At 61.6% G+C, this 13,853-nt stretch carries 11 protein-coding genes; 6 read left to right on the top strand and 5 right to left on the bottom strand.

From position 1 onward, the window contains the following. Positions 1–164: 164 nt before the first annotated feature. Positions 165–1,166 (bottom strand): flagellar motor protein MotB, encoded by a 1,002-nt coding sequence (locus ABZ728_RS12035; protein WP_366656387.1) that lies wholly within the window; start codon positions 1,164–1,166, stop codon positions 165–167. 95 nt (positions 1,167–1,261) lie between these two features. Next, on the bottom strand, positions 1,262–2,122 hold the full coding sequence (gene motA, locus ABZ728_RS12030; protein ID WP_366656386.1) for a flagellar motor stator protein MotA: 861 nt from the start codon (positions 2,120–2,122) through the stop codon (positions 1,262–1,264). Between the two features lie 272 nt (positions 2,123–2,394). Here motA and ABZ728_RS12025 point away from each other — a divergent pair, with 272 nt between their 5' ends. Then, entirely contained in the window at positions 2,395–2,925 is a 531-nt protein-coding gene (locus ABZ728_RS12025) for a flavin reductase family protein (RefSeq protein ID WP_366656385.1), read from the top strand. Between the two features lie 40 nt (positions 2,926–2,965). On the opposite strand, the gene ABZ728_RS12020 is transcribed toward ABZ728_RS12025, so the two are convergent. Both ABZ728_RS12020 and ABZ728_RS12015 read right to left on the bottom strand, forming a co-directional pair. Beyond that, entirely contained in the window at positions 2,966–4,243 is a 1,278-nt protein-coding gene (locus ABZ728_RS12020) for a threonine ammonia-lyase (RefSeq protein WP_366656384.1), read from the bottom strand. A gap of 60 nt (positions 4,244–4,303) precedes the next feature. Further along, a complete protein-coding gene (locus tag ABZ728_RS12015; RefSeq protein WP_366656383.1) occupies positions 4,304–6,808 on the bottom strand; it encodes a penicillin acylase family protein in 2,505 nt (834 codons plus the stop codon). Between the two features lie 513 nt (positions 6,809–7,321). On the opposite strand from ABZ728_RS12015, the gene ABZ728_RS12010 reads away from it, so the two are divergent. From ABZ728_RS12010 to ABZ728_RS11995, 4 genes are all read left to right on the top strand, one after another. Next, positions 7,322–8,524 (top strand): type III PLP-dependent enzyme, encoded by a 1,203-nt coding sequence (locus tag ABZ728_RS12010; protein WP_366656382.1) that lies wholly within the window; start codon positions 7,322–7,324, stop codon positions 8,522–8,524. After that, positions 8,508–9,302, top strand: a complete 795-nt coding sequence (locus ABZ728_RS12005) for an SDR family NAD(P)-dependent oxidoreductase (RefSeq protein ID WP_366656381.1) — start codon at positions 8,508–8,510, stop codon at positions 9,300–9,302. The genes ABZ728_RS12010 and ABZ728_RS12005 overlap by 17 nt, the downstream gene beginning before the upstream one ends. A 99-nt stretch (positions 9,303–9,401) precedes the next feature. Further along, positions 9,402–10,205: an alpha/beta hydrolase gene (locus ABZ728_RS12000; protein WP_366656380.1), complete on the top strand. Its 804-nt coding sequence runs from the start codon at positions 9,402–9,404 to the stop codon at positions 10,203–10,205. Continuing rightward, positions 10,174–11,430, top strand: coding sequence for an alpha/beta fold hydrolase (locus ABZ728_RS11995; protein ID WP_366656378.1), 1,257 nt, complete (start codon positions 10,174–10,176; stop codon positions 11,428–11,430). The genes ABZ728_RS12000 and ABZ728_RS11995 overlap by 32 nt, the downstream gene beginning before the upstream one ends. A 48-nt stretch (positions 11,431–11,478) precedes the next feature. Here the strand turns inward: ABZ728_RS11995 and hemB are convergent, their stop codons facing one another. Beyond that, on the bottom strand, positions 11,479–12,531 hold the full coding sequence (gene hemB / locus ABZ728_RS11990; RefSeq protein WP_366656377.1) for a porphobilinogen synthase: 1,053 nt from the start codon (positions 12,529–12,531) through the stop codon (positions 11,479–11,481). Positions 12,532–12,704: 173 nt separating this feature from the next. On the opposite strand from hemB, the gene ABZ728_RS11985 reads away from it, so the two are divergent. Then, positions 12,705–13,847, top strand: coding sequence for an acyl-CoA dehydrogenase family protein (locus ABZ728_RS11985; RefSeq protein ID WP_366656375.1), 1,143 nt, complete (start codon positions 12,705–12,707; stop codon positions 13,845–13,847). Positions 13,848–13,853: the final 6 nt, after the last annotated feature.

The raw sequence follows: 13,853 nt of genomic DNA, 5'->3' as shown, positions 1-13,853 counted from the left end.
ATGCCACGTTGCTGAGCCTCCTGAGGCAGGGACCTGAGATATGTCATCTTTCACTATCATTTAACGACAGTGATGACACCTTCGGCAACCCTTGGCAGGAAGTTCATCGCTCGGCCACTCGCTGAACCGGCCTCCGACGAACTGGTCTCATGGACCCGCAATCATCATTCCTCCGCCGACACGCTTGACTGAAGGAGAGGCGCTTCGCGGAGAAGTATGATCGAGATCCGGCGATTCTGTGCTCCTTCGGGTTCGTCGGGAAACAGGTGATCGGTGTCGGCCTTCCCGACGACGTTTGCGACCCGCTGGCTTTCCATTCCCGAATCGACCAGGGCCCGTCGGCTGGCATTCGCGCGGTCTGCAGAAAGCTCCCAGTTGTCGTACTGTGATCCATCGGCGAAGGGTGTGCCGTCGGTATGGCCGCGGACTGAAACATCGTTGGGCAGGCCCCGGATGGCCTGACCGACCATCTCCATCAGTCGGCGCGAACGGGGCAGCAGATCCGCACTCCCACTTGGGAACATCGAATACTGGTCCTGGTCCACGATCTGAATTCGCAGCCCTTCAGGGGTCTGATCGATCATAAGGTTTTCACCCAGTTCCGCCAATTCCGGAACGCCTTCGATGGCGTCGCGAAGCATTTGCTCGGCCTGCTCGAACTGCGCCTGTTCACGGGCGGCCAGGAAATCCGCCACTTCCTGCTCGGTAAGCTCGCGGCCCTCAAGCCGGCGAACCTCGTCTTCGTAGTCGGCGAGATCGGGAAACGAAAGGTCGCCGGAATCCTCGTCCACGACATCCGTCGCGCCACTGTCCAGGGTATTGCTGTCGTCGGCCGGTTCCGGCCGGCCCGGAAGGCTTTCGTGCATGGAGAATGGCGAACTCGGTGACGACAGATTGCCCGGGCTTGAAACGGTCAGGCCGCCGAGAACACCGCCGGAGCCGCTCTGGCCCTGTGACACCGCCATCGGGTCGAAATAGTCGGCGATTCCTTGCTTCTGTTCGGCCGTGGTCACATTCAGCAGCCAGAGCAGCAGAAAGAATGCCATCATGGCGGTGACGAAATCGGCATAGGCGACCTTCCACGCCGAACCGCCGTGACCATCGCCGCCGGCGGCCTTTCGTCTCTTCTTTCTGATGATGATGACCGGCTGATCAGTCGATGCCACCGTGAATTCTCCGTCGTTCTGTTTGCTCGCGCGCCGGGGCGCCTTAATGACCCCAACGGGACCGGGGGCAGGAGATCGGGGTCAGGTGGTCTCGATCAGGCGGGTGGCAGCGCGTTCGTGGCCTCTTCCAGCTCGTAGAAGTCCGGACGGTCATCGTGGAACAGGGCTTTGCGGGCGAATTCCACGGATACTGCCGGCGCATAGCCGTGGAGATGCGCCAGGAGTCCCGCCTTCATGCATTGATAATAACGGGATTCCTCGTCGTATCGTTCGGCCATCGCGCGGGCCACGGGGGCCGCAAAGCCGTACGAAAGCCAGACGCCGAGGAAGGTGCCGACAAGGGCGCCACCGATAAGGCCACCCAGCACTTCTGGCGGTTCGGTGATCGACCCCATCGTCTTGATGATGCCGAGCACGGCGGCGACAATCCCCAGCGCCGGCAGCGTGTCTGCCAGAGCCTGCATTGCATGGGACAGCCGATGCTGTTCCTTGTGATGGGTCTCGATCTCCTCGTCCATGAGATCCTCCAGCGTATGGGGATCTTCAGTCCCGAGGGACATGAGTCGGAGATAGTCCCGCAAGAAAGTGAGCGCCTGCTCGTTGTTCGCAACACCGGGGAATTGCTGAAAAAGCGAGCTCTCCTCGGGGTTCTCGATGTGCTGCTCAAGCGCCAGCATTCCTTTTGTCTTGGAAAGCTTGAAGGTCATATACAGAAGACTAAGCAGCTCGACATAGTCTTTTTTGCTGAATCTCTGCCCTTTGCTGGCCTCTTTGACGGCACCCAGTGTTTTCTTGAGCACGGCAGGCTGGTTGGCAATGACATACCCCCCAAGCGCCGCGCCACAGATGATGACTACTTCGAATGGCTGCCATAGAACACTGAGATAACCGCCCATGGCGGCATAGCCGCCGAGGGTGCATATTATGACGATTATGGAGCCGGCAATGAAAAGCATTGGCCTGTGACCTCAACCTTCTGGCATAGGGAGAGCGATACCGGCCCTCACGGTCGTCAAGATTGATCCTGAGCGTTAACCTTGTCCTGTTTTTCTGAACAAAGGGTTTAAGCCCGGGCAATATTCCGGCGTGTCGGCCCGCGGCGCGGCATATAGCCGCCGGGAGGGCGCCGGGCTCGACGTCGGCATGACGCGCGCGGGGGCTTGCCAACAGGACGACGAACGGACATCTCTTGCAGGGTCGATTGCGACCAGTTGCAAAAGGAATGTGCATGACGGGCCAGGAACCGCCGACGCCGATCGACGATGGCGCCGCCAACGCTACCGCTCAGCCGTCCGATGAGCGGGCTTTCAGAGCGTGCATGGGGCGTTTCACCACGGGGGTCGCCGTCGCCACCACGATGGCCGACGGCGCGCCGGTAGCGGTAACAGTAAATTCGCTGACCAGCGTCTCGCTTTCGCCGCCGATGTTGCTGTTCTGTCTCGATCGAACGGCGCGCAGTCTTCCGGCCTTCCGGCGCAGCGGGTTCTTTGCGATCTCGATTCTCGCCCTCGGCCAGCAGGAATTGTCGACGCGATTCGCCAGCGGCGGCAAACAATGGGACGATATCCCTGTCACCTTTTGGCGGACCGGAGCGCCGATTCTGAGTGAATCGCTTGCCGCGCTGGAATGCCGGCTGGACGCGGTTTATCCCGGTGGCGATCACGAGATCCTTGTCGGCGCCGTCGAGCGATGCTGCGTTCTGAATTGGCAGCCCGCCCTGCTGTATCATGGCGGGCAATATGCAGAATTGCCCGAATAGGCCGACGCATCGCGGCCAACGGTGGCGTCACCGCGCCGTCTTATCCCGCATCATCCGCGACCGAGGCATGCAGCCCTGCAGCCCGCAGACGCTCCATGATGTCCGCGACATGCGGACGGTCGCGTGATTCGATCAGGAACCCGACATCCAGTCGCTTTACGGGCACATCCAGCCCCAATCGATAGTGGAAGACTTCCACGATATTGGCGCCGGCCTCACCGATCAGGCGGGAAGTTTCGGCCAATGCGCCGGGGCTGTCCTCGATCCGGACTCGCAGGCGGGTCAACCGGCCTTCCTTGACCAGACCGCGGATCAATATCGAAGAAAGGATACGCGGGTCGATGTTGCCGCCACAGATCACGATGACGACGGTTCGGCCCTCATAGCGCTCGGGCGCCGCCATGACGGCAGCAAGGCCCGCCGCCCCCGCGCCCTCGGTCACGAGCTTCTGATGCACACAGAGGTCGTGCACCGCGCGCTCCAGCAGCGGTTCATCGACCAGGGCGATCGCGTCCAGATGCGCCTTGAGGATGGCTCTGGTCAGGACGCCCGGCGTCTTGACGGCGATCCCCTCGGCCAGTGTCGTTCCACCGAGCGGTGTGGCCGGCATTGCCGGATCGATACCTTCGCGTTCCGGCTCCGGTGTGTCGAACAAGGCTTTATACATTGAGGGAAAGGCGGACGTCTGAACGCCGGTCAGTCTCGCCGCTGTGCCGCTCTCGGCCGATAGATTGCTGCTGCCGCCAAAAGCTACGGCTATTCCCGATGCCAGCCCGCCGCCGCCGATGGGGATGACGACATCATCGATCTTTTCGTCGACATCCCGAAGGATCTCCAATCCGACCGTGCCCTGACCGGCGATTATCTCCGCGTCATCGTAAGGGTGAATGAAGGTCAGTCCGTCGCGATTGGCCAGCTTGCAGGCATGCTCGTAGCTTTCGGCGACCGTATCGCCTTCCAGGACAACACTCGCGCCATAGCCAGCTGTCTGCGCCACCTTTACGAACGGCGTGAACCGCGGCATGACGATAGTGGCTGCAATGCCGAGTTCTGCGGCAAAGCAGGCCACGCCCTGTGCGTGGTTGCCGGCCGACATGGCGATGACACCCGATTCCTTGCGATCCCGCGGCAAGGTCATGAGCCGGTTAAGGGCGCCCCGGGCCTTGAACGAACCGGTCACCTGGAGCGTTTCGAGCTTCAGCAGGATCCGGCAGCCATAACGGCTTGAAAGGGCGGGCGAATGGACTGTCGGCGTCGCCACGAGCCGACCTGCCATCCGATTCCCGGCCGCCAATATCATGTCGCGGTGAACGGTCATGAACTGTTTCTCATCTGGTTTCCGCGTTCCCTGTTTCAGCGCATGCCGCGGCGGACATTATCAGTCGTCGTCAAGGGCACCGCGACGCAATGTCAGTGTCCCGAGACCGGACTCTGCAATGTCGGCCGGATCGCCGTGGATGGTGATCGTATCACCCTCGCGCCAGCGCAGGACCATGTTGCCATAGTTGTCCGACAATGGATTGCCCGATTGCCCCGTCGCAATGATGAAACGGGAGTTGTCGAGATCGTGAAGGTCGAACACCGCCCGAAGTCCCGCCCCATGAACGTGGCCGAATGGCTGGTCGGTGCGGGATACGCGATAGCCGCCGCGATTGATCGTGTAAAAGCCGCCATCTGTCTCGACGGACAGGTCGATGATCGACCGCACGATCGGAAGAAACGCCATGACCTGATTGTCGAGTGGCGCCACATGTTCGTCGCCCCAGCGCCATTGTTCCATGTTTTCGCCGTGAGCCGCCGTGAGTCTTTCCAGTGCGCGGTCCAGGGCTTCCAAAGCAAGCGGCGCGCAGTGCGTCAATGCCAGATCGCGGTCGTCCGTTTCGGCCGGGGCGTCTGGATCGCACCAGCGCGGGCGGCTCGAAAGCAGGCGTTGGACTGTCATCGCCCGCTGTGCCCAATAGTCGGAGAAGGCCGGGCCGAGCGAGTCGGAGAATAGCGCCCGGTTGATCTCTCGCAGCCAGTGGTTGAATATCAGCGGTTCCGGCCGCTCTCGATCCATTTCGAACGACCAGGATCTCAGCAGGCTGAGTGCCTCGGCATGTCGGGAACGCTCCCCGGACAGATCGAGAAGTACGTCGAGCAGCGCTTCCGCCGCCAGCGAGACAGTATCCATCTGAATGGCGACGCTGTCCTCGACGTCATGCTCTCCGATCGTGCCCGACAGCAGATCCTCGATGCGCCTGGCCCTGTACGGAGCGTCATAGTCGTGGCCGAGGTCGAACGCGTAATCGTCCCTGACCACTCTGTTGTTCGCATTGACAAGCCATCCACGTTCGGGATCGCGAACATGCGGCAGATCCTCGAACGGCACGTAGCCCTGCCAATCATCTTCGCCATGCCACCCTTCGGCCGGAAGCCGCCCGTCGGTATCGGAGCGGACCGGCAGGAGTCCCGGAACATAGAGGCCGGTGGTGCCGTGCGTGTCGGCATAAACGACATTCTGCTGGGGGGCGACCCATTGACTCATTGCGCCGGTGAAGTCCGACCAGTTACGGGCACGATTCAGCCGATAGAGTGCTTCGGCGCTCGTATCCTGATCGGTCAACGCCGGAAATGCCAGGGCGAGCACTTCGCCCTCGGCGGCCGCCGCAGCGGTTTCGGTACCGATATCGGAGATGACCGGACCATGGCGGGTCGATCGGATCCGCAGAGTGACCGAATCGCCGCCCTTGACCGGTATGGTTTCCTGGCGAACTTCGAACGGTGCCGTTCCATCGGGCGTCAGGTAGCGTTCCGAATCCTCCGGATCGAGACGCTCGCGGAAAACATCCTGGGTATCGCTGTTCGTGGTCGTAAAGCCCCACGCCGCCGAGCCGTTGTGTCCGATCAGGTGAAAGGGGACGCCCGGGACCGTCGCCCCGGTGATCGACCAATCCGGTGTTTCAAGACGGGCCAGATACCAGAGTATCGGCGATTGGAGCCCGAGATGGGGATCGTTGGCCAGAATGGGCGACCCGGTGTTCGTCAGTTCGCCGGATACAACCCACGCGTTTGATGCCGAGAACGGTTCGGGGAACGGCGCAGGCAGAGCCGCCTCTGCCAGTTCGGTCAGGTGAGGGGGGAGACCATCCTGACGTGCCGGTCGCAATCGCGGTGTCGTTTGGTCCCCTGCGGTCGCGTGCCGAGGGTGATCATCAGGCAGTTGCGAGGCCAACTCTCCGTCGTCCGGCATCGTGATCGGGTCCTGTTCGATCAAGCGGTGGGGAAACAGATCATCGAGAACATCCGGCCCAAGCGCATCCGCGATTCGGGTCCGCAGCAATTCACCGCGATAGTTGCCTGATAGCTGGACCGCCATGATCTTGCCCCAGACGATACTGTCGGCCGGGCTCCAGCGATCCGGACGGGTCCTCAGCACCAAGTATTCCGGGGGAAGCGAACGCCGCCGATTGGCGATCCAGGTATTGACGCCCTCGGCATACGCGAGCAGGGCGAGCTGCACATCCCGGGAAAGATGGTCGAATGCCGCCTCGGCGTGCCTGTAGAGGCCGAGCGTCCGCATGTACCGGTCCGATCCCAGCCCCCGCTCGCCGACGATCTCAGACAGCCGGCCGGCGCCGATCCGGCGCTGGATGTCCATTTGCCACAGTCGATCCTGCGCATGAACGTAACCCAGTGCAAAATAGGCGTCATGCTCATTGGATGCGAATATGTGCGGGACTGCATTTCCGTCGCGCATGATCTGAACCGGGGCCGTCAAGGCATCGGCAGCGATGGTGCCGTCATAGGACGGGACGCCCGTACGCAGCCAGAAGAAAAGGCCGGCGCCGACTGCCGGAATAAGCAAGACCATTGCAATGACCGCCCGCCAGACCCACTTCATTTTTTCTTTCCGAATGAATTCCCGGGAATGTCGCTCTTGCTCGCGCCGCCAACGGTTTGTACCGCGGTTCGTAAGTGCCCGACAGTGCGCTTGCCGCCCGGATTTTGCAACCCAACGGCCAACCGCGGCCTGGCCGGACTGGTTCCCGGCCTTCTGGGTCAGACAAGCGACGGCAGTATCTTAAAACAATTTTAGGTTGTATCGTCCCTAATATGAAAGGGTGCCGCAGCATCAAGCTATGCTTCGGCTTCTTCGGTTCGCGCCCGTCGGCGCATGGGACAAGGATATCGGCGGCTGGAATCAGTCGGACAACGCCCGACAGCGAGGCAGTCTATCGGCCTTGCGGGTTTGGTCCGCAAGTAAGTCGGGCGGAGTCCGGGAACGCTGGCCCCGGCCGTATGTTTGTGGCAAGGATCGCCCATGAATGCGGTTGTTCTCGAGTTCGGCGATTGCGCGAGAGTTAGAATTCAGCGAACGCCGATGGCGGAGCGGTCAGATGGAAGGTCCTCACGAATGACTCAAACGTTCTCCACGCCCAAGGCCATGGTCGAGGAACTCCGTCCGGAGGTGCCGATTCATTGTCTACGGCCACACGTAATCAGGGAAACCGCCCGCCGCTTTGTCCAGGCGTTCCCCGGCAACGCGATGTACGCGGTCAAGTGCAACAATGATCGCCGTGTCCTGCGGGCCCTTTACGAGGGCGGCGTCAGGCATTTCGATACCGCATCAATCGCGGAAATCGAACAGATCCACGATCAGTTCCTGAACCCGAACTGCTATTATATGCACCCGGTCAAGAGCAGGACCGCTATCCGCGAATCCTATCACCGCTACGGCATGCGAACGTTCTCCCTCGACCACCATGACGAACTGCGCAAACTTCGCGAAGAGCTGGGCGATCTCAGCCAGACCACGCTCGTGGTGCGGCTGGAGGCGGTCCGGGCCCAGGCGGTATGCGACCTTGGCGGCAAATTCGGCGCGCCCAATGATCTTGCCGCCGATCTGCTTCGCGAAGTCGTTCGCCTGGGTGCAAAACCGGGCCTGACATTCCACGTTGGATCTCAGTGCCTTTCCCCGAAAGCATATTTGAATATGATGCGGCGGGCGGCGGATGTCTGGCAGCAGTCGGGTGTCGATCTGGCGGTTCTGGATATCGGGGGCGGTTTTCCGGTGGCGTATGTCGGAACCTTTCCGCCTGATCTGTCAGAATACATGGCGGCTATCGCCGAGGGCGTCCAGGAGATCGCCTTGCCGCCGACGACGCGGCTGATGGCCGAACCGGGCCGCGCCATGGTCGCCAAGGGATACTCTATCGTCGTTCGCGTCATGCTGCGGCGCGACAACCAGCTGTATCTGAACGACGGCAGCTACGGCAGTCTCATGGACATGAAGCTCGACGGCATCGACTTGCCTATCCGGATCCTGCGCCCTGGCGGCGAAGCGACCGGCGACCTGATCAGTTATGATCTTTTCGGCCCGACATGCGATTCCGTTGACCATCTCCCTGGCCCCTATTGGCTCCCCGATGATATCATCGAGGGCGATTGGCTGGAAATCGGTCAGGCCGGTGCTTACACCAACGTGCTGCACACCGGATTCAATGGATTCGGGGATTTCGCCTCCGTGTTTACCGAAGACGAAGGTTTCGAGCCGACATTGGAAATGCTTCCGAAGACACTACGGGGAAAGCTGGTTCACAATGACGCAGATCGTTGATCTTTCGGGGCGGGTCGCGCTGGTCGCCGGTGGCAGCCGGGGTATTGGTGCGGCTGCCGCTCATGCACTCGCACGGGCAGGGGCCCGCGTTGCGGTGGCGGCGCGTTCCGCCGTCGCCTGTCGAGAAATCGCCACTGAGATCGCCGACTTCGGCGGTGAAGCCGAGGCGTTCGAATGCGATGTCGCCGACTATGGCTCGGTAGCATCGCTGGTCGCCGGTGTGGTGGACCGGTTCGGGGCGCTGGATATCGTCGTCAATAACGCCGGGGTGATCGAGCCGATCGGCCTGATCACCGATATCGATCCGACGGTGTGGGCGCGCAACATCTCCGTCAATCTGGTCGGCGCGTTCAACGTGGTTCACGCTAGCCTGCCCCATCTGATTGAGGCGTCCGGTACCCACGCGGCCGGCGGCGGCATTCTGTTGAACGTTTCCAGCGGTGCCGCCGACAAACCCTATGAGGGATGGAGCGCATATTGCGCCGGCAAGGCCGGTCTGGCCATGGTCACCCGGTCCGTCGCCATGGAGACGGAAGGTACAGGTCTCCGATGCGTCGGCGTTCGTCCGGGCGTCGTCGATACCGACATGCAGGTCAGCATACGGGCCTCGGGTATCAATCCGGTCAGCGGCCTGCCGCGCGATTCTCTGCTGCCGGTGACAGCGCCCGCAGATCTGATCGTCTGGCTGTGCGGCAGCGATGCCGCCGATACGCATGCGCGCGAGATCGATATCAGAGATCCCGACATCCAGAAGCGAGCCAACATCCGCGTCGCCTGAACGGCTTAGTCGACTTTCCTCACACCGTACCGGATGACTGAATTTCCCATGCGTCGTAGAACACTCAAAAGTTTAAACCCGGATGGGTTTCACAACGTCGTGTACACGGAATTCGGGCTGTCCAAGGCGGACGACACCGTTGTCTGTGTCCACGGGTTGACCCGCAACGGGCGCGATTTCGACGTCCTGGCAAAAAATCTGGCCCAGAGCGCGCGCGTCGTGTGTCCGGACGTGGTCGGTCGCGGGCGCAGTGACTGGCTGCCGCAGGGTGTCGATTACGAATACGATCAGTATTGTACCGACATGGCTGTTCTGATCGGCCGGCTGGAGCGCGACCAGATCGACTGGATCGGTACGAGTATGGGTGGCATTATCGGCATGATGCTGGCTGCCAGGCCCAATTCTCCGATACGCCGTCTGATCCTCAACGATATCGGACCGGTCGTTCCGACGGAGGGGCTGGCACGCGTTGCCGCCTTTGTGGGCGAAGATCCCGTTTTCGACAGCATTGCGCAGCTCGAAACCTATATGCGCCGGGTGCATGCCCCGTTCGGTATCCTGAACGACTGGCAGTGGCGGCATCTGGCGACACATTCCGCGCGTCAGTTGCCCGATGGCCGTCTCGCGTTGGCCTATGATCCGAGAATTTCCAAACCGTTCCGAGATCAGCCGCTTAAGGAAGTCGATATCTGGCCGCTCTGGGATGCGATAAAATGTCCGGTGCTTGTACTGAGAGGGGCATCAAGCGATATACTGGATCGTGAGACGGCCGCAGAAATGCAAACCCGCGGCCCATGTGCAAAAGTTGTGGAGTTTCCGGAATGTGGCCATGCACCGTCACTGATGGACGATGATCACGTTGACATCATTCATGACTGGCTCTTCGGCAGCGGCGGAGTCTGAGGTCGAATCCGGCGCCATATCCAGGTCTCAGACCCTTGATCCCTTGCAGCCTCGTGATCGCCTTCTCGATCGGGACCGGCGTCTGGCGCATGGTCTCGTGGCGCCGCCCCTGGCCTTCAACCCGCGAATGCCCTGGTTCGGCGGCGATCTGCAGACGGTGCGCAATACACTGCTGAAGCCATTCGGCGGCGGAAGGCGCAAACTTCCCGGCTATCGCCATCAACACATTGTGTTTCCGTTGCGGGACGGTTCGGGTGACCGGCTCGTGGCGTGCCTGTCGCTGCCGGCCGACGGCGCACCGCCGGCAATCGAAATGAAAGAGTTCGAAGACACGTATGGTTGGCCCGATACGGTAGCGGTCCCCGATCTGTCTTATGACCTCGGACGGGCTGTCGACGCGTCGCGTATCGACTGGACGAAGCTGCGCCCTGCCATGTCGTCGCGGCCGCTGGTTATTCTGTGTCATGGGCTGAGCGGGTGCGAGACCAGCCACTACATGGTCGCCTCGACCCGCTACCTGCTGCAATCCGGGTTTGCGGTGCTCAGGATGAACCTGCGCGGCGCCGGACCCTCCAGGGCCTATGCGTCGACCCTTTATCACGCCGGCCGAACCGACGACCTCAGAGACGTTATCGACTCGATCGATCCGCCTGCCGGGGGTCTCGCACTGTGCGGCTTCTCGCTGGGCGGCAGCATGGTACTCAAGCTTATGGGCGAGCTGGGCGACGATCATCGCATCGCTGCCGCTTTCTCGATTTCCGCACCCATCGATCTGGCCGGGACGCAACGCCGGCTGATGGCGCCGCGCAACCGGCTGTACCATCACTGGTTTCTTCGTCGAATGCTGAACGATATGACCTCTATCGAGGGATTCATGGACGCCGGCCGCCGCCGCCGTACCGCCCTGGTCCGGACCGTGCGGGACTTCGACAGCCATGTAATCGCGCCGGAAGCGGGATATGAAACCGCCGAAGCCTATTACGAGGATGCCAGCGCGGTTAAGTATCTGCCCATGATCCGGCGCCCGACCGTACTGATCCACGCCGAAAACGACCCCTGGATCCCGGTGGCGCCGTATCTGGCATTTCCGTGGGCCAGCAACAAAATGCTGTTGCCACTGATTCTGCCGTCCGGCGGGCATGTGGGCTTTCACGACCGCAGTGGCCCACCGTCCTGGCATGACCGCAAGATTGTCGGTTTTCTATCCGATATCAGTAGCTTATAGGGCTTTTTTATAGTTGGATGGTGACCGTCTGACTAGTGCTCGCCTGGGCTATTTTCGGCCTTGCCGCTTGATCAGCCGGGCGGCATCCAGCGCACCATATGTGATGACGGCGTCGCATCCGGCCCGCCTGAACCCCATCAGGGTTTCCATCAGGCACTGCTCGTAATCGAGCCAGCCATTGGCGGCGGCGGCGCGAAGCATCGCGTACTCGCCACTGACGTGATATGCGATCATCGGCACGCCAAACGTATCCTTGGCCCGCCTTACGATATCCAGGTATGGCAAACCGGGCTTGACGATGATCATGTCGGCCCCTTCCTTGAGGTCCATCTCGATCTCGCGCATCGCTTCGTCGCTGTTGGCCGGGTCCATCTGATAGGTGTTCTTGTCACCCGACAGCCGCTTGCCCGAGCCTACGGCGTCGCGAAACGGCCCATAGAAGCCCGACGCGTATTTGGCCGCGTATGAGACGATGCCGACACCGTCATGGCCCGCACGGTCCAGGGCGTCACGAATGGCGGCGACCCGACCATCCATCATGTCCGACGGCGCGACGATGTCGACGCCCGCTGCGGCATGTGCGAGTGCCTGATGCGTCAGGGCCTCGACCGTCTCGTCATTGACGATCCGGCCATCCCGAAGAAATCCATCGTGGCCATGAGTGGTATAGGGGTCCAGGGCGACGTCCGTGATCACCCCGATGCCGGGTACCGCGGATTTCAGACGCTTGATCGCCCGACAGACGAGGTTGTCCGGGTTCCATGATTCCCGGGCATCGTCGGTGCGCAGGGCGTCGTCGACCGAGGGAAACAGGGCAACCGATGGAATCCCGAGCGCACGCGCTTCGTCGACGACTTCGGTCAAGCGGTCGATGCTGTAGCGAAAGACGCCGGGCATTGAATCGATTGGCTGGGTCACGTTCTCGCCCTCGACAACGAACAGCGGAAGTACGAGGCAGGACGCCGTGACTTCGTGCTCCCGAACGAGACGCCGGGTCCAGTCATTCGAACGGTTGCGGCGCAGACGCGTCGCCGGAAAGGTGCCGACCGACGAATGGGCAGTGGAACGGGCGGATGACGAACCGGGTACAGAACGAGTCATGAGTGGGGGTCGAAGCCTTTCGTACTTTCAGCCATTACTGATGTCGCCATGGCGGCGAAACACTGCCACCATAGGGCCGCGAACGGGCCGTCGCAATGGGCTAACCCGTTCCGCCAAGATGGGCGGAGCAGCGTGTGGCGTGGCAGGACGGCAGAATGGGGGGAAAAGCCGACATGGATTTCCGGCCGAGCGACGATCAACTGGCGTTTCAGACCGTGGCCCGTGGATTTGCGCGGGATCGCATGGCTCCCTTCGCGGCGGAGTGGGACCGGCGGTCGGTCTTTCCCGAAGAATGCCTTCGCGAGGCGGCAACCCTGGGCTTTGCCGGTATCTATTGCCGGGAGAAAGTCGGCGGCGCGGGGCTGGACAGGCTCGACGCGGCGATCATCTTCGAGGAGCTTTCCGCCGGCTGCGTGTCGACGGCCGCCTATATCTCCATTCACAACATGGTCTGCTGGATGATCGACTGTTTCGGAAGCGAGGCACAGCACGATGAGTTCCTCGGCCCGCTTCTGACGATGAATCGTTTTGCCAGCTACTGTCTGACCGAACCGGGGGCCGGGTCCGATGCCGCCTCGCTGCGGACGACTGCCCGCGCCGATGGCGCGGACTATGTGCTGGATGGCACCAAGGTTTTCATTTCCGGCGGATCGCGATCGGACGTCTACGTCGTGATGGCCCGGACCGGCGGCGAAGGCGCTGGCGGCATCTCGGCATTTCTGGTCGAAAAGGGGACGCCGGGACTGTCGTTCGGCAAGAAAGAGCGCAAGCTGGGGTGGAACAGTCAGCCGACGACGGCGGTGATCTTCGACGGCTGCCGGATCCCGGCGGGCAATCGACTGGGGATCGATGGGGACGGATTTCGCTTCGCAATGAAGGCGCTCGATGGCGGCCGGGTCAACATAGCTTCGTGTTCGCTCGGCGGCGCGCGGGCGTGCCTGGATGCGGCGCGCCGATATGCGCTGGAGCGGCGTCAGTTCGGCCAGCCGATAGCGTCGTTCCAGTCGCTTCAGTTCAAACTGGCCGACATGGCCACCGATCTCGATGCGGCCCGCCTGCTGGTCCATCGCGCGGCCCGATCCCTTGACACGGAAGACCCCGACCGGACCCGCCACTGCGCCATGGCGAAAAGGTTCGCCAGCGATGCCGGATTCCGCATAGCGGACGAGGCGTTGCAGATCCACGGTGGCTACGGATATGTGTCCGAATATCCCATCGAAAGGTATTTTCGGGACCTGCGGGTTCATCGCATTCTTGAAGGCACCAACGAGATCATGCGGTTGATCATCGCCCGCAAGATGCTGGACGATCTTTAGGAAAAG

The sequence above is a fragment of the Fodinicurvata sp. EGI_FJ10296 genome (genome assembly GCF_040712075.1).
Lineage (GTDB): Bacteria > Pseudomonadota > Alphaproteobacteria > DSM-16000 > Inquilinaceae > JBFCVL01.
The sequence above is the reverse complement of the archived record's forward strand: the minus strand, read 5'-3'. Positions and strand labels throughout refer to the sequence as shown.